Raw genomic sequence first — 15,916 nt, 5'->3', positions numbered from 1 at the left:
GAATGACCACCGTCAGCGATGCAGCGAACATCGCGCCGTCTCCAGGAGCGAAAAGCTCCCGGAGCCCGGCCGGCCCGAGCGAGAAAGACACCGCGGAACTGACGCTCCGGCACGCCAAGGTGCGGGCGGCGATGGCGGAGGACGGGCTCGACGCCCTCGTCGCGTACGGCCCGGGCTGGCGCAGGGAGAACGTACGGTACTTCGCCGACGTACGGATCGCCGGCTCGTCGTCATTCGTCGTCTTCCCGGCGTCGGGTGAGGTCGGCGCCTTCTCCACGCGCCGCGGCGACCTGCCGGACCTGGTGCGCCGCGGCTGGGTCGACGACGCGGCCGTGCTGGACGTCTGGGACCCCGCACCGCTCACCGGGCGGCTGCGCGAACTGCGGCCGCGCAGGCTCGGCGTCGCGCATCTCGAACTGCTGCCCCTGGTGCTCGCCGAGGCGCTGCGCAAGGCGCTGCCCGGGACCGAGATCGTCTCCGCGACCTCGCTGATGGACCGGGTCCGTATGGTCAAGAGCGAGTGGGAGCTGGCCAGGATGCGGCGCAGTGCCACGGTGTGCGCGGCGGGCTGGGAGGCGTTCGTGGACGTCCTCGAACCCGGCCTGCCCGAGTACCGGATCGTCGCGGAGGTCGAGGCCCGCATCAAACAGCTGGGCGCCGAGGACAACTTCATGCTCATCGCCTCGGGCAAGGACGAGGTGCGCGGGATGACCGCGCCCACACCGCGGGTCCTTGAGGCCGGCGACATGGTGCGCACGGAGCTGACACCGCAGATGGACGGCTACTGGCTGCAGATCTGCCGCTCGGCCGTCGTCGGCACGCCGAGCGACGGGCAGCGCGAGTCCTTCGAGCTGTTCAACGAGGCCGTCGAGGCGGGCATGGCGGCCGTGCGGCCCGGTGTCACCGCGCACGACGTCGCGAAGGCGCAGAACGACGTGTTCCGCGGGCGGGGCTTCGGGGAGTACTGCACCAGCCAGTACACCCGGGTGCGCGGCCACGGCCACGGGCTGCACCTGGACGAGACCCCGATCATCGAGGGCAACGAGACGGTGCTCCCGGAGAACGCGGTCTTCATCATCCACCCCAACACCTTTACGCCTCTTGCCGGTTACCACGTGCTGGGTGATCCGGTGCGCGTGACGGCCGACGGCTGCGAAGTCCTGATCTCCACCGAGCGCAAGCTGTTCCACTCCGACAGGGGCACGAAGGGAGCCGCCGCGTGAAACGCGGACTTGTCGTACTCGACCCGGCAGAGGTGTCGGAGAGCGAATGGCTGGGCCGCACCGCCGGGTTGCGGGAGCGGCTCGCCCGGGAGGGCGTCGATGTGGCGCTGGTGTACGGGGACGTGTTCGCGTCCGACGACATCGCCTACCTGACCAACCTGTGCATCTACTGGAACGAGGGGATGCTCGCGGTGCCCGCGGCCGGTGCCGCGGTGGGCACGGAGGTGCCGGTCTTCCTGACGAAGCTGTCGCCGCGCGTGCACCCGTGGATGAAGCGCGTCTCCACGGTGGAGCGGATCGAGAGCGGCAGGAGCTTCGGCGCGCTCGTCGCCAAGCTGCTCGGCGCGTCGCCTGCGGGCACCCTGGGCCTGATCGACGCGCCGCTGTGGCCCGCGTCCGTGGCCGAGGAGGTACGGGCGGCACTGCCGGGCTGGGAGGTACGGGAGCTACCCGGCCTGGTGCGTGAGCAGCGCGCCGTCGTGTCCCGCGCCGAACTCGCGCTGCTGCGGGAGGGGGCGCGGGTCGTCGCACGCGGCGCGGAGCAGGCCACGGCCGGGGGCCTCGACCTGTACGGGCGCACGGCCACCGTGGAGCGGGTCGTGCGCGGTGCCGGTTTCCTCGACGTCCAGGTCAACACCGCGCAGGCGCCGGACGACGTGACGTGTGTGCAGGTCTCGGGCCAGTTCAGGACGGGCTGGCTGCACGCCTCCCGGCTGGCGGGCAGCGCGGCGTGGACGGCCCCGCTGGGCGAGGCGCTCGACGCGGCCGTGGCGGCGGTCGCGGCGGGCGTGACGGGCGACGCCCTCTCGGCGGCGGCGTCGGACGCGTTGGCACGGCTGCCGGAGGGCGCGGACGCGCAGGTGCGCTGGGTCAACCAGGGCGACCTGGCCTCGGGGGGTGAGTACTGCGGGCACCGGGGCGACGAGCCGCTGGTACCGGGGTCCGTCGTCGCGGTCACGGTGGACGTGCTGTTCGCCGCCGGCGGGTACGCGGCGCTCGCGGACACCGTCCTGGTCACACCGGACGGCGGCGAACGCCTCACCCGTACCACCGGCGCCCGTGAGGAGGCGGCGAAGTGAGGATCTTGTCAAACGACGACATCCAGCAGGTGCTGACGGCCGGAGAGTGTCTCGACACACTCCAGATCGCCTACCGCGAGCTGTCCCGGGGCCAGGGCGCCAACAGGCCGCGCAACCACACGTACTTCCCGGTCAAGGACGAGCGCTGGCCCGGCTTCGGCTTCCGCTTCAAGTCGCAGGAGGGCGGCAACGTCTCCAGCGGTGTGTGGGCCCTGCGGATCACCTCCGACATGGCGGGTGTCGAGACCCTGCCGAGCGGCGTCAAGCGGCGCAGGCTGATCCCGGCGGCCCCGGGCGGCCGCTTCGTGGGCCTGGTGACGCTCTACAGCCTCACCACGCTGGAACCGCTCGCGATCATGCACGACAGCTTCGTGCAGAAGATGCGGGTCGGTGCCACCTCGGCGCTCGGCATCCGCGAACTGTCCAACGAGGACGCGACGGTGGCCGGCATGTTCGGCTCCGGCTGGCAGGCGGAGGCCCATCTGGAGACGCTGCTGCTGGTGCGGCCGAAGATCGAGGAGGTACGGGTCTACAGCCCGACCCCGGAGCACCGCGAGAAGTTCGCCGCGACGTGGAGCGAGCGCACCGGCCGTCGTATCGTCCCGGTCTCCGACCCGAAGGACGCCGTCAGCGGCTGTCAGATCGTCACCTGCGCGACGGCCGCCATGGAGCCGTGCTTCGACGGCGCCTGGCTCGATCCCGGCACGCACGTGACGGCGATCACCTCGCCCGACGGCACGGCGACCAGGCGTGAGCTGGACGACACGACCTTCGACAGGGCCGACCGGATCGTGGTCCTCTCGCGCGAGCAGGTCCACCACGACAAGCAGTACGACATCCTCGGACCCGTCGAGCGCGGCAGGCTGTCCTTCGACGACATCAGGGAGCTGGGCGAGGTGCTGCTCGGCGACGCCCCGGGCCGCGCGGCGAGGGACGACATCACCGTCTTCGCCAACAACACCGGTATGGGTGTGCAGTTCGCCGCCGTGTGCGCGCGAGCGCTGGAACTCGCCCAGGAGCGGGGCCTCGGCCATCAGGTGCCCACGGAATGGCTCCTGGAGGAGACGAGCCCCTGAGCCGGACCGCGCGGTGCGCACCAAGCCGTGGGGGCCCGTCCCGTCCCGCACGGACGGGGCGCGCGCGCACGGCCACGGACAACAGGAGGAAGAGCAGGACACCATGAGCGTTCCTACCGGACCAGGCGCCCACACCCCACCCGCGCACCGCATCGGCGGCGCGACGATCACCTTCGGCGACAGCGTGAACACCGATGTCATCATCCCCGGCCGCTACCTCGTCAGCATCGACCCCACCGAACTCGCGGAGCACGCCTTCGAGCCGCTCGGCACCGAGGTGCAACAGCGCCTGCGGGCCAGCAGGATCGTGGTGGCGGGCCGCAACTTCGGCTGCGGCAGCGCCCGCGAGCAGGCCGCGACCTGTCTGATCGGCGCGGGGGTCACGGCGGTCGTGGCGGCCTCCTTCTCACGGGTCTTCTTCCGCAACGCCATCAACACCGGCCTTGTGGCGGTCGAATGCCCCGAGGCTGTGGACGCTCTCGCGGCCGCGGGCGGTGAGGGCGAGATGTGGGTGGACTACGACAAGGGCACGGTCGAGACCGCGGGACGGACGTTCACCTTCGCACCGTACCCGCAGGGCCTCAAGGAGATCCTGGAGGACGGCGGTCTGATCGCCCACCTCATGCGGAGCTTCGAGGAACAGAAAGGGCGCCGGCGGTCCACGGGCGCCCCGGACACCACGGACACCACAGACAGCTCGGACACCACGGACAGGGAAGGCGCCGCGCGATGAGCAGTACCGCACCCAGGACCTTCGCCCAGAAGGCGATCGAGCGGGCCTCCGGCGAGTCCGGCCTGGTTCCCGGACAGATCGTCGACGCCTACCCCGACGTCTACATGAGTCACACCGCGAGCTGGCGGTGCATCCGCACACTGGAGCGCATGGGTGTCGACACCCTCTACGACGCCGACCGGGTCGCCATGGTGATGGACCACATATCCCCGGCCATGAACGCGAAGACGGCGGCGGACCACCGGCTGTGCCGCGAGTTCGCCGACCGTATGGGCATCAAGAACTTCTACGATGTGAACGCGGGCATCGCACACATCGTGCTGATGGAGAACGGGCTGATCAGGCCGGGCCAGTTCGTGATCGGTACGGACTCCCACTCCACCATCTACGGCGCGCTCGGCGCGTTCGGCACGGGTGTCGGCTTCAGCGAGATCACCGCCGCCTGGGTGACGGGCAAGCTGTGGGTAAAGGTGCCGGAGTCGGTACGCGTCGAGATCGACGGCGAGCTGCCCGCGGGCTCGTACGCCAAGGACGTGATGCTGACACTGATCGGCGACCTCGGCGCGGACGGACTCACCTACTGCTCGGCCGAGTTCACCGGGTCGTACGTCACCTCGCGCAGTGTGTCGGAGCGCATGACCTTCTGCAACCTGGCGATGGAGATGGGCGCGAAGAACGCGTACGTCGCGCCGGACGCCGTCACACGGGCCTATCTGGCGGACGAGGCGGGGGTCGGCGCCGACGGCTACGAGGTGCTGCTGCCCGACGCGGGCGCCGTCTACCGGGACGTCGTACGGATGGACGGCTCGGCCCGCACACCGAAGATCGCCGTACCGCACACCGTCGACAACGTGGTGGACGTGGACGAGGTCAGTGGCACGAAGCTGAACCAGGTCTTCATCGGGTCCTGCGCCAACGCCAAGTACGACGACCTGGAGATCGCGGCCGGCGTGCTGGCGGGCCACCAGGTCGCCCACGGCGTACGGCTCGTGGTGACGCCCGCCTCCAGCGCGGTGATGGCGAAGGCCGCCGAGAGCGGTGTGCTCGCCACGCTCATCGAGGCCGGGGCGATGATCACCAACGCGGGATGCGGCGCCTGCGCGGGCAACGGCGGGGCGATGGCGGACGGCGAGGCCACGCTGTCCACGGCGAACCGCAACTTCCAGGGGCGTATGGGCAGTTACCAGTCCAGCATCTACCTGAGCAGCCCGGCGACCGCAGCCGCTTCCGCGATCACCGGGGTCATCACCAACCCGCGCGAGGTGCTGAAGTGAACCTGGTGGAGAAGATCCTCGCGAAGGCGAGCGGCCGCAGGTCCGTCCAGCCCGGCGAGATCGTGATCGCCGAGGTGGACCGGCTGCTCATGCACGACCTCAGCGGCTACCTGACCGCAGGCGTCTACGACGAGAAGGTCGACCTGCCCATCCCGCACCCCGAGCGCGCGGTCATGGTCTTCGACCACCACTTCTCGCCGCCGACCGAACGCCAGGCGGGCGTACTGAAGTTCAACCGCGAGTGGGCCAGGCGCAAGAACATCAACCTGCTGGACTGCGGCAGCGGCAATCTCCACCACGCCGCCGTGCGCGGCGGGTTCGTCAAGCCGGGGATGATCGTGGTCGGCTCCGACAGCCACACCCCCGTGCACGGCGCCCTCGGCGCGCTCGCCGTGGCGCTGGGCAACGACTCGCACGCGGGTACCGTCCTGCCGTACAGCAAGGCGTGGTTCCGCGTCCCGGAGACCGTACGGATCGAGCTGCACGGGGCGACCCGCCCCGGCACGTCCACGCGTGACGTCGCGCTGTGGCTGACCGCGCGGATCGGTGAGGGCGCCATGAACTACAAGGCGCTCGAATTCACCGGGCCGTACGTCAAGCAGCTGAGTTTCTGGGACCGTTGGCTGTTCCCGCTGCTCTGTGTCGACCTCGGTGCGAAGTGCAGCTACGTCGAGCCCGACGAGGTGACGGAGGCGTTCGTGCGGACGCTGCCGGGCGGGCTCCCGGACGGCTTCCCCCGGGGCGACGGAGACCCGCGGGAGGCGGCGGACGTGCTGCGGTACGACGTGGGCGAGGTCGTCCCGCAGGTGGCCTGCCCGCCCACCGTCGGCAACACCAGGGCGGTGGCCGAGGCAGCCGGCCGGACCGTGCAGTACGCGGAGCTCGGCGGCCACGGCGGCGGCCGGATCGAGGACCTCAGGGCGGCCGCCGACGTCCTGCGCGGTCGCCGGGTGCACCCGCACACCCGACTCAACATCGTGCCGTCGAGCCGCGAGGTCTTCGCCGACGCGGTCCGCGAGGGCCTGGTGCTCACCCTGCACGAGGCAGGTGCGACCTGGTTCCCGCCGAGCACGGGCTCCAACCAGGCGATCAACATGGGGGCGATGGCCGCGGGCGAGGCGATGATCTCCACGCACGCGCGCAACTTCCCCGGCCGCAACGGAAGTACCGAGGCGGAGATGTACCTGGCGTCCGCGCAGACGGTGGCGGCGTCGGCGGTGGCGGGCGAAATCACACAGGCGAACGGGGCCGGGTCATGATCTTCGAAGGCAACTGCTGGGTGTTCGGGGACAACATCCCCACCGACGCGCTGGTGAAGTCGCGGTACGTGTTCGAGCCGATGGAGATCATGGCGAAACACGTACTGGAGGACCTCGACCCCGAGTTCCCGCTGAAGGTGCGGCCGGGCGACATCGTCGTCGCGGGCCGGCACTTCGGCCAGTCCTCCGGCCGGGCCATCGCCACGAAGGCGCTTCGCGCGACGGGCATCGGATGTGTCGTGGCGGAGAGCTTCGCCCGCACGTTCTACCGCAACTGCTTCGAGGTCGGCCTGCCCGCGATCGAGGTCGGGGGGATCAAGGCGCTGGCCACAGCCGGCACACCCCTGCGCGTGGACCTGGCCTCGGGCGTCGTGACGGACGTGGCGACGGGGAGGGCCCGCGGGGGAAGCCCCGCGGACCCGTTCCTGGTGGACATGCTGTACGCCGGCGGCCTGATCGCCCTGGCCCGGCAGCGCAAGGAACTGTTCACCTGAGCGCACGGCGGGCGCGCGCTGCGGCCGACCGGCAGCCGGCGCCCGCCTGCTTCGCGGAGGCCCGCAGGCCGGGCAGCTCGCCCGCTTCCCGAAGGCCCGCGGGCCCGGTTCGCGCAGGATGTGCTTACCGCCGAGGTGCCGAGTGCCCCGCCCCAACGGCCCGTGCCGCGCGGCCTCTTCCCTCACCGGCGACACGGTGTCCGGCCGGTCGCGTCCTGGCTCGTCGACCGGCTCGCCGCTGGCGCGCGCTGGGGGCGTGGGGGGACGGTGGCAGTGACCCGTTCGGTCCTTCGCGCGCCCTCCCGGAGGCGGCCGTGCCGCGGTGATGATGAGCCGACCGCACGGGAACCAGGCGACCCCGCACCCTGCTCTTCGGCAGGTGGACCGCGGCAGAAGGAGCCCACGTTGTTGCTTCTCATCTCCCCCGACAGTGTCGAAGAGGCGCTCGACTGCGCGAAGGCGTCGGAGCACCTCGACATCGTTGACGTCAAAAGGCCCGCCGAGGGCTCGCTCGGCGCGAACTTCCCCTGGGTCATCAGGGAGATCCGCGAGGCGGTCCCGGCGGACAAGCCGGTGTCCGCGACCGTGGGGGACGTTCCGTACAAGCCCGGCACCGTGGCTCAGGCGGCGCTGGGCGCGGCCGTCTCGGGAGCCACGTACATCAAGGTCGGCCTCTACGGCTGCACGACGCCCGAGCAGGCCGTCGAGGTCATGCGCGGGGTCGTCAGGGCGGTGAAGGACCATCGGCCGGACGCGTTCGTCGTCGCCTCGGGGTACGCGGACGCCCACCGGATCGGCTGCGTCAGCCCGCTCTCGCTGCCGGACATCGCCCGCAGGTCCGGCTCCGACGCGGCCATGCTCGACACCGCGATCAAGGACGGGACCCGGCTGTTCGACCACGTTCCGCCGGAGGTCTGCGGCGAGTTCGTCGGGCGGGCCCACGAGGCCGGTCTGCTCGCGGCGCTCGCGGGCAGTGTGAAGGCGGCGGACCTCGGGGCGCTGACCCGCATCGGGGCGGACATCGTGGGGGTGCGCGGGGCCGTCTGTGAGGGAGGCGACCGCAGGGCGGGACGAATCCAGCCCCATCTGGTGGCCGCCTTCCGGGCGGAGATGGACCGGCACGCCGGGGAACACGCGGCGACCGCTGCCGCCGCGGGCTGACCGCCGGTATGCCGAGGAGCCGACTCCATCGCGCGCCCGCGATCTCCGGCGAGCGCTTCGCCGTCCTCGATCCGGCGACGGGTGAGCCGTTCGACGAGGCGCCCGACCAGCGGCCGGACGAGTTGGACGCCACCGTCGAAGGGGCCCGCGAGGCCTGGATCAGCTGGCGGGCCGACTCGCGCGCCCGCTCCGTGGCGCTGCTCGAAGCCGCCGAGGCCGTGGAGGCCGCCGGAGGCGACCTGGCGCCGCTGCTCACGCGGGAACAGGGCAAGCCGCTGGCCGAGTCGTACGCGGAGGTCGCCCGCACGGCGGCCCGGCTGCGCTACTTCGCGGCGCTGAAACCGGGCCGCGAGCCGATCGAGGACGGCCGGCCGGTGCGCAGCGAGGTCCGCTGGCGACCGCTCGGGCCCGTCGCCGCGATCGTTCCGTGGAACTTTCCCCTCCAGCTCGCGTCGGCGAAGTTCGCGCCCGCGCTCGCCGCGGGCAACACGATGGTGCTGAAGCCTTCGCCCTTCACGCCCCTCGCCACCCGCCTGCTGGGGTCGGTTCTCGCCGCCGCCCTCCCCGAGAACGTACTGACGATCGTCACCGGTCGCGAACCTCTCGGCGCCCGCCTCACCTCGCACCCGGCGATCCGGCACGTGACCTTCACCGGTTCGATCCCCACCGGGCGCGCGGTGGCCGGGGGCGCGGCGGACTCACTCGCCCGGGTCACCCTGGAACTGGGCGGGAACGATGCCGCCATCCTGCTGGACGACGTCGATGTGGAGCGGATCGCGGAGCGGCTGTTCTGGGCCGCCTTCCGCAACTGCGGGCAGGTCTGCATGGCGGTCAAACGGGTCTACGCGCCGGCCCGGCTCTACTCCCGGGTGGTCGAGGCCCTCGCCGACCAGGCCAGGAACGTCGTCGTCGGAGCCGGGCTCGACGCCGGCTCGCAGCTGGGACCGGTCAGCAACGCTCCCCAACTCGCGTGCGTGGAACGCCGTACGGCGCAGGCCCTGGCCGACGGCGCACGAGCCGCGGCGGGCGGCCACCGGCTGGACCGGCCCGGCTACTTCTTCGCCCCGACGATCCTGGCCGATGTCCCCTCCCACAGCCCTGTGGTGACGGAGGAGCAGTTCGGTCCTGTCCTGCCGGTATTGCCCTACGAGGATCTCGACCAGGCCGTCGCGCTGGCCAATGACACCGGGTTCGGGCTGGGCGGCTCGGTGTGGGGGACGGATCTGGACCGGGCCGAGGCGGTGGCGGACCGGCTGGAGTGCGGTACGGCGTGGATCAATCACCACGCGGAGCTCTCCCTCGCCCAGCCCTTCGCCGGAATCAAGGAGAGCGGTGTCGGCGTGGCGGGCGGGCCGTGGGGGCTGTACGGGAACCTCAGGCCGTTCGTGGTGCACCGTCCGCTGGAGGCGCCGTGAGGAGGTTCGGCGCCGCGGTGCTGCGCTCCTACGAGAGCCCCTTCACGCTTGAGGAGGTGGCGCTGGCCACGGGGCCGGCCGACGGGGAGATCCTGGTGCGGATCGCGGGCTGCGGGATGTGCAGGACCGATCTCGCGGTCCGGCGTTCGGCCGGCCGCTCGCCGTTGCCCGCCGTCCTCGGCCACGAGGGGGCGGGGGTCGTGGTGGAGACCGGCGGCCAGGCCACCGGGCCGGCTGTCGGCGACCATGTCGTGCTGAGCTTCGACTCGTGCGGACACTGCCGGAGCTGCGCGGGCGGGGCCCCCGCCTACTGCGACTCCTTCGCCTCGCTCAACCTCTTCGGAGGGCGCGGGGAGAACGCCTCGCGGTTCACCGACGCGGCCGGCGGCGCACTTGCCCCGCGATGGTTCGGGCAGTCCTCCTTCGCGGAGTACGCGATGGTCCCGGCCCGCAACGCCGTCCGGGTCGATCCCTCGCTGCCCCTGGAACTGCTCGGGCCATCTCGGCCTGGTGTCACGGCTCCACAGCCGGCTGCCGCTCGATCCCGGCACGCTCGACCGGGGGCGGAGGATCTCCCACATCTGCGAGGGCGACGCGGTGCCGTCGCTGCTGATTCCGCGCCTGACCGCCCTGTGGCAGGCGGGCCTGTTCCCTTTCGACCAGCTGATCCGTACGTATCCGCTCGCCGACATCAACGAGGCCGAACGCGACTGCGACGCGGGGCGCGTGGTCAAGCCCGTCCTGATTCCGGACGGGCAGGGGCGGTGAGCAGGCGGCCGGCTGCGCACCCGGCAGCCGGCCCGCAGGCGTCACACCAAGCCGAACGCCCACGCCGACGATCCGGGCCGGCGCAGGGGACGGCCGCGCCCTCCGGCTCGCTCGCCGCCGTCCGTAGCGGCCCCCGCGATCAGCGCACCGGACCGTAGGCGGGTTCGTCGACCTCCGAGCGGTAGACCTCGACCAGGGCGCCGCTGACGGTGTTCTGGTCCGTGGCCTCCTCCAGGTATCCCGAGATGCGGATGCCCTGCTGCGCACGCGTCGCCAGCATGCGGCGCACCTCGTCCGGCCGCACGGGGTCCACGTCCCGCGCGGAGCGGGTCTCTTCCTCCAGCGCCGCCCGGTAGCCCCCGCTCGGCTGGACCGTCGAGCTCAGCTCGATCATCTCCTCCGTGTCGAGGACGGTGCGCAGCGCCTCGTAGGTGTCCTCACGGGTCAGGTCCACTCCCGCGTGCCGGGCGGCGTCCACGACCAACTCGGGTACCTCGTCCCCGATTTCCGCCGCGAGTTCACGGACGAGCAGCGGATTGCGGGCGCGCAGGCGGGTGTTGATCCGGCCGCTGCGCTCGATGACGTCACGCCGCAGCCACACGGCCTCCGGGACGTCCCTCGTGTCCGTGCGGCGGTGCAGCCGCAGGCGTGCGACCGCCACGTTCAACGCGGTCACCGCCGTGCCGTGGTGGCGCGCCGCTTCCTCGGCCTGGAGCAGGAGTTGCTGCGCCCAGGCGTAGCGGCCCGTGTCCTCCGCGATGCGCGCCCCCAGCAGGACCAGGTCCATGAACGCGTCGTCGCGCCGCTCCTGCGTGGCGTGTTCCAGGAGGTTCTGGATGTTGTGGATCGCTGTGTCGAGGTTCCCGAGCGCGGCGTGCGCCTCGATCTCCAGCAGCACCGTTCCCGGCCACTCGCCGGCCTCGTCGCGGCGCCGGCGGAGCATGTGGATCACCTCGTCCGGCCTTCCCTCGTCGAGCAGGAGCCTGCCGACCCGCACCGCCTGGCGCGCCCAGGTCGCCGGGTCCGCCTGCGTGGAGAGGGTTTCGTCCACCGTCAGGCCGAGCTTCTCGGCGAGGTACACCCGTCCCGCGGGCGGAAGTTCCTCGAAGGCCGGCTCCAGCAGTCCGCCCGCCTCGTCCGTCCAGCGGGCGTCGAGCTCCGCCGTCGGGCGGCCGAGTGCCAGCCGGTGGTACAGCTCCTCCGCCCGGTCCTGCGGGTCGGTGCCCGCCTGGTCGGTCCCGCGTGCGGTGTAATGGCCGACAGCCCGCTCGTGGATCTCGCGCACGAGGCCGGGCTCCTCTTTGCCGAGCAGGGGAAGCATGGTCCTGCGCACGTCCGCCCGGTGCAGGGCGGTGAGCTCGCCGGGGACGGGTTCGACCAGTGTGGCCTCCCGGGAGAGGAGGTGGAACAGGCGCAGCGCCTCCTCCTCCCCGGTCTCCCCCAGCCGGCAGGGACCGGCCAGGACCTCCCGGATCACGGCGGGTGTCACCCGTCGCACCACGAGGGCGGGCCGCGCGATCTTGCGCAGGCTCTCGTCGTGCACGTTCTCCAGGAGCCGCTGATACAGGTACGCCTGTACGCCCTCGTCGTTCAGCCGCAGCAGAAACAGCCGTTGCAGGGCGACGCCGCGCGGCAGTCCTGACGCCGTTCCCGCGTTGCGCACGATCCCGGCCGCGAGCTTGAGGCTCAGCGGATTGCGTCCGACCCGGCGCACGATCGTGCGGTGGAAGGCATCCTCGTGCGCGAGTTCCGCCGGCAGGTGCCGTTCGAGGAGTTCGGCCACCCCCTTGTCGTCGAGGCCGCTCAGGGACCGCTGGCGCAGCGGAAAGCCAGCGGGCGTCTCCAGCGGGCTCCGGCCCGCGAGGACGATGCGAAGCCGAGGACCCGAGAGGGCCTCCCGCAGCCTGGACAGGAGTTTCCACAGCCGCTCCATCGCGAGCGGTCCTTTGCGCTGGGCCTCCTCCATCGTGTCGAACACCAGCAGGAGCGGAGCCGGCTCGGGGCCTTCTCCTGCGACGTGGACGGCGAGTTCGGCGAAGAGCTGGACGAGGCGGTCGTCGTCCGTGGTCCACACCCGGGCGTCGGTGCGGCTGCCCTCCTCGGCCCGTACGGCGCGGCGGCCGCGGAGGGTGACGCGCACCGCTTCCTCGACCGCGCGTGCTTCGGTCGCCGAGGACTCGAACAGGAGCCCCAACTGGCGTGCGGCCTCGGCGAGAACGGTGAGCGGCTCCTGCGGGCTGAGGTTCGGGAGGTCGAAGGAGAGATAGGCGAACGACAGCGGCCTGGCCCCCTCCGTCCCGGCCTGATCGAGGAGGAACCGGGCGAGGAGCGTGGTCTTGCCCACTCCTCCCGGACCGTGGAACACGATCGGCTGGGGTTCCTCGTCGGCCTTGCCCAGCAGCGCCCGGACGCGGTGGGCCTCGGTGCCGGCCGCCGGTGCCGAGAGCCTGCGCAGCCGGTCCAGGACCGCCTGGGCTGCCCCGCTCCGTTCGATGCCCACGTACTGGGCCAGCGACCGCAGTTCCGGCTCGCGGCCGACGAAGTGCTCGTCGACGAGGCGGCGCAGGGGCCGCAGTGTCTCCGCCAGCGCGATCCGTCGCCGCACAACTCCGGGCGACGGCGGCATCCGGTCCTCGTGTGCGAGCACGGCCGCGGCCCCGGGTGCCGCACTGAGCCACTCGGCCACCCGGAGCGTCCCCTGCAACTGCTCCGGGCTCTGGTCCCTCAGGGGCACGGCGGAGCCGCTGAAGTACGCGCAGGCCATGAGGCGTGCGGTGTCGGACGGGTCGCCGGGCAGCAACGAGAGCGCCGCGAGCATCGCCCCGGCTGATGCGAGCCGTTCGAGGGTGGCGGCCCGCACCTCCGTCCGCAGCCGCCATCGCCTGCCGGCGCTGGTGGCCACCCGTTCACAGTCCCTTGCGAAGAAGACGGACAGCAGCCGCGGGTCGTCCGTGCCGAGGGCGTCCAGCGCGGCCGCGTCGAAGGCACCGAGCAGTGCCGTCGCCTCACGGTGGCCCCATCGCGCCGGGTCGTGTGGGCCGTCCCACTCGTCGCCCGCCGGTAACTCAGTCATCCCCAGCCCCCATAGCACCCATCAGCTCCCGTGCGCGGCGCGCGGCGAACGGCGCGACCAGCGACGGGCTCAGGACGTCCCCCGGGAGGCCGCCGACGACGGCTTCGCAGAGGACCGCGTCGACGTGCCCGTCGACCTCGCTCGTCTTCAGTTCCAGGCCGTTGGAGCGCGAGACCCACTGGAAGAAGTCTCGCAAATGCGCGGGCTTCAGGGGCCCGATTCGCTCACGCAAAGCCCGGTCGTCGACCTCGCCCGGCAGCCGGCTGCGCGGATAGTCGATCAGTACCACGCGTGCCTTCTCGTTCGCCTCCCCCGAGTCGGCCATCACCGCTATCGACTCGACCAGGCGCAGCGCGGCCTCCGTGATCGTCGCCGTGTCCAGTCCGTCGAAGACCAGCCAGCGCTGCGGCCCGCCGCGGACCTGCCCCTTGAACCAGCTCAGGTACTTCAGCACACGGAAGTTGTCCGCCGCGTCCGGCTCCACGTCACAAATCTCGCCCAGGCCCATCTCCCCGGCGAGCAGCGCCATGAGCTCGCCCGGCTCCATCTGGCTGCCCTCCCAGAGACCGAAGTCGATCCGGTACGCCTCGGCGCCGTGGTGCCGGGCCACGTGCCGGATCAGGTGCCAGGAATGGCTCTTCCCGGATCTTCTGTCCCCGGTGATGATCAGGACCCGCTGCCCGGCGACGAATTCACGCAGGCACTCCCGCAGTTCGTGCCGGTCCAGCAGCACCCGTGACCCGCCCTCGTCGAACAGGTAGGAGCGGATGGGGTCTTCGCCGCGGGCACCGGCGTTGTCGAGGAGCTGTCTGAAGACCATCGTGCCGCGGCTGGCGGGATCGTGCGCCACGATCTCCACCAGCTGCCGCAACAGGCCGTCCTGCGCCGCCGCGTCCAGCACCTGCGGCCACACGTCGGCGGCGCGGCCGGAGGAGGAGAACAGCGCGGGGCGTACCCCCGCCAGGGCCGCGAACCGCTTGATCTCGCGATACTCGTAGTACGTGGTGAGCAGCCCCGTGAGGAGCTGTTCGGCGTCCGGGTCGCCCAGGGGGAACGTCCTCCGGTCGAGAAAACTCATGATTCACCTCAGTCCGGCGGACCGCACGCCCGCGGCGACGTGCTGGATACGGACGCCCTCGTTGCGGAACTCCCGCGGGCCCAGCGGGCTCTGGGGGCCCTGGGTGCCGGGGACGGATCTTCGGTGCAGGGCCACGAGGCGCCACGCCTCATCGAAGACCGGCGCCCCGGACGATCCGCGCTCGGTGTCGGTCCAGTACTGGACCACGTCGTCGTCGGCGTGCCGGACGACGTTGTGGTGCGCGGCCAGTTTCTTCACCCCGCCGTGGGGGTGCTGGATGATGTAGACGCGGTCCCCCGGCTCCACGGTGGCGGTGTCGTCCAGATCCAGCGACGGCACGCCCGCCGGGACGGGGGCGGCACAGCGGATGACCGCCCAGTCGCGCCGCGCGTCGCCCTCCACGCTCTCCGGATCGCACGGCACCACCTGGTGCGCCAGATCACGCCCTGACAGGTCGCGTTCGTACCCGAACCACGCCTCGGCGTGGAGCGCGCGGACCCCGCCCCTCCTCATGTCGTACAGGACGTGGTGGTTGGTGAGCAGGAGGTCCTCGCCGATCCGGAAGGCCGTTCCATAGCACTGCGCGTGGGGGAAGGTCACCAGGAGCCGGACCACCGCGGCGGCGACCTCCACCCCTCGCGCGAGGAACGCGACGTCGAGGAAGGTGTACCGGTCGAAGATCTGGCGTTCCTCGGTACTCGGGTCGCTGTACGCGGCCCACTCCCCCGGCACTTCGGGCGGCGCCGGCGCCTCCGTCACGGGGGCGTCCGCGGTCAGTTCCGCGACGCGGGCCGCCACGGCGGCGTCGGGGCCCGTGACGATCCGCTCCAGCAGGGCCCGCAGCCTGCCCTCGCGCCGTGCCTGCGTGAGCAGGTCGAACCAGGCCAGGCCCATGGGCTGGTCCCAGTTGATCTCCCCGAGCCGCACCCCGGCCTGAGCGGCCAGCCGCAGGACCGGCGCCTTCTGGTAGTACGTGTCGCTGAGGAGGCCGGTCAGCTCCCTCGCCGCAGGATCGGTCCAGTCGAAGGGGTACCGGTCCAGGAAATGCGTGTCATTCATCTGCCCCCCCCAGGGATGACGTCTTCTCGTACCGGACCCGCCGGTGTCCCGGCCGTGCTTGCGGCGACCGCCCACTAAATCCCGCGGGCCCCCGCGGGGGGGGGGGGGCCGCGGGGCCCCCCCCCCGGGCCCCCCGGGGGGGGGCCGGGGGCTCCCAGGTAGGAGCGGATGCCCGCCTCGTCCACCAGCCGGTTCGCCGCGAACCGGGGGAAGTCGCGGACGTC

12 protein-coding genes and 2 pseudogenes are annotated in these 15,916 nt (G+C 72.0%); 10 read left to right on the top strand and 4 right to left on the bottom strand.

Going from position 1 to position 15,916, the window contains the following annotated elements:
• Window positions 1-2 precede the first annotated feature (2 nt).
• The 10 genes and pseudogenes from LCE31_RS09920 to LCE31_RS09875 all read left to right on the top strand — a co-directional run bounded on the left by LCE31_RS09920 (window position 3) and on the right by LCE31_RS09875 (window position 10,482).
• Entirely contained in the window at window positions 3-1,223 is a 1,221-nt protein-coding gene (locus LCE31_RS09920; protein ID WP_225013790.1) for a M24 family metallopeptidase, read from the top strand.
• A complete protein-coding gene (locus tag LCE31_RS09915) occupies window positions 1,220-2,302 on the top strand; it encodes an aminopeptidase P family N-terminal domain-containing protein (RefSeq protein ID WP_225013789.1) in 1,083 nt (360 codons plus the stop codon). Before LCE31_RS09920 ends, LCE31_RS09915 begins: the two co-directional genes overlap by 4 nt.
• Window positions 2,299-3,378 carry an ornithine cyclodeaminase family protein gene (locus LCE31_RS09910; protein ID WP_225013788.1) on the top strand — a complete coding sequence of 360 codons (1,080 nt, stop codon included), beginning with the start codon at window positions 2,299-2,301 and terminating at the stop codon, window positions 3,376-3,378. Before LCE31_RS09915 ends, LCE31_RS09910 begins: the two co-directional genes overlap by 4 nt.
• Before the next feature lie 103 nt (window positions 3,379-3,481).
• The gene (locus LCE31_RS09905; protein ID WP_225013787.1) at window positions 3,482-4,111 is read left to right on the top strand and encodes a LeuD/DmdB family oxidoreductase small subunit; all 630 of its coding nucleotides are present in this window, start codon (window positions 3,482-3,484) and stop codon (window positions 4,109-4,111) included.
• Window positions 4,108-5,385 carry an aconitase/3-isopropylmalate dehydratase large subunit family protein gene (locus tag LCE31_RS09900; RefSeq protein ID WP_225013786.1) on the top strand — a complete coding sequence of 426 codons (1,278 nt, stop codon included), beginning with the start codon at window positions 4,108-4,110 and terminating at the stop codon, window positions 5,383-5,385. The genes LCE31_RS09905 and LCE31_RS09900 overlap by 4 nt, the downstream gene beginning before the upstream one ends.
• Window positions 5,382-6,644, top strand: a complete 1,263-nt coding sequence (locus tag LCE31_RS09895) for a 3-isopropylmalate dehydratase large subunit (protein ID WP_225013785.1) — start codon at window positions 5,382-5,384, stop codon at window positions 6,642-6,644. The genes LCE31_RS09900 and LCE31_RS09895 overlap by 4 nt, the downstream gene beginning before the upstream one ends.
• Window positions 6,641-7,138, top strand: a complete 498-nt coding sequence (locus tag LCE31_RS09890) for a LeuD/DmdB family oxidoreductase small subunit (RefSeq protein ID WP_225013783.1) — start codon at window positions 6,641-6,643, stop codon at window positions 7,136-7,138. Before LCE31_RS09895 ends, LCE31_RS09890 begins: the two co-directional genes overlap by 4 nt.
• A gap of 405 nt (window positions 7,139-7,543) precedes the next feature.
• Window positions 7,544-8,299, top strand: a complete 756-nt coding sequence (locus LCE31_RS09885; RefSeq protein WP_225013781.1) for a (5-formylfuran-3-yl)methyl phosphate synthase — start codon at window positions 7,544-7,546, stop codon at window positions 8,297-8,299.
• A gap of 8 nt (window positions 8,300-8,307) precedes the next feature.
• A complete protein-coding gene (locus LCE31_RS09880; protein WP_225013779.1) occupies window positions 8,308-9,714 on the top strand; it encodes an aldehyde dehydrogenase family protein in 1,407 nt (468 codons plus the stop codon).
• Window positions 9,711-10,482, top strand: a pseudogene (locus tag LCE31_RS09875) (alcohol dehydrogenase catalytic domain-containing protein). The gene LCE31_RS09880 and the pseudogene LCE31_RS09875 overlap by 4 nt, the downstream one beginning before the upstream one ends.
• A 139-nt stretch (window positions 10,483-10,621) precedes the next feature.
• Here the strand turns inward: LCE31_RS09875 and LCE31_RS40360 are convergent.
• The 4 genes and pseudogenes from LCE31_RS40360 to LCE31_RS09850 form a co-directional block, all read right to left on the bottom strand.
• Window positions 10,622-13,555 carry an ATP-binding protein gene (locus tag LCE31_RS40360; protein ID WP_263631642.1) on the bottom strand — a complete coding sequence of 978 codons (2,934 nt, stop codon included), beginning with the start codon at window positions 13,553-13,555 and terminating at the stop codon, window positions 10,622-10,624.
• Complete coding sequence (locus LCE31_RS09860; protein ID WP_225013777.1) at window positions 13,548-14,633, bottom strand: effector-associated domain EAD1-containing protein; 1,086 nt, start codon at window positions 14,631-14,633, stop codon at window positions 13,548-13,550. Before LCE31_RS09860 ends, LCE31_RS40360 begins: the two co-directional genes overlap by 8 nt.
• Before the next feature lie 3 nt (window positions 14,634-14,636).
• Complete coding sequence (locus LCE31_RS09855; protein ID WP_225013775.1) at window positions 14,637-15,692, bottom strand: trypsin-like peptidase domain-containing protein; 1,056 nt, start codon at window positions 15,690-15,692, stop codon at window positions 14,637-14,639.
• Between the two features lie 146 nt (window positions 15,693-15,838).
• Window positions 15,839-15,916: pseudogene (locus LCE31_RS09850) on the bottom strand (GAF domain-containing protein); the annotation flags it as partial.

It is taken from the genome of Streptomyces sp. 8L (assembly GCF_020176795.1).
GTDB lineage: Bacteria > Actinomycetota > Actinomycetes > Streptomycetales > Streptomycetaceae > Streptomyces.
This window is presented reverse-complemented; position numbering and strand designations above follow the sequence as displayed.

What these genes read in the sequence shown, in the direction of transcription:
- LCE31_RS09890 (WP_225013783.1), top strand. Translation starts at nt 6,641, where the DNA reads ATGATCTTCGAAGGCAACTGCTGGGTGTTCGGGGACAACATCCCCACC.
- LCE31_RS09905 (WP_225013787.1), top strand. Translation starts at nt 3,482, where the DNA reads ATGAGCGTTCCTACCGGACCAGGCGCCCACACCCCACCCGCGCACCGC.
- LCE31_RS09860 (WP_225013777.1), bottom strand. Translation starts at nt 14,633, where the DNA reads ATGAGTTTTCTCGACCGGAGGACGTTCCCCCTGGGCGACCCGGACGCC.
- LCE31_RS09900 (WP_225013786.1), top strand. Translation starts at nt 4,108, where the DNA reads ATGAGCAGTACCGCACCCAGGACCTTCGCCCAGAAGGCGATCGAGCGG.
- LCE31_RS40360 (WP_263631642.1), bottom strand. Translation starts at nt 13,555, where the DNA reads ATGACTGAGTTACCGGCGGGCGACGAGTGGGACGGCCCACACGACCCG.
- LCE31_RS09880 (WP_225013779.1), top strand. Translation starts at nt 8,308, where the DNA reads ATGCCGAGGAGCCGACTCCATCGCGCGCCCGCGATCTCCGGCGAGCGC.
- LCE31_RS09855 (WP_225013775.1), bottom strand. Translation starts at nt 15,692, where the DNA reads ATGAATGACACGCATTTCCTGGACCGGTACCCCTTCGACTGGACCGAT.
- LCE31_RS09920 (WP_225013790.1), top strand. Translation starts at nt 3, where the DNA reads ATGACCACCGTCAGCGATGCAGCGAACATCGCGCCGTCTCCAGGAGCG.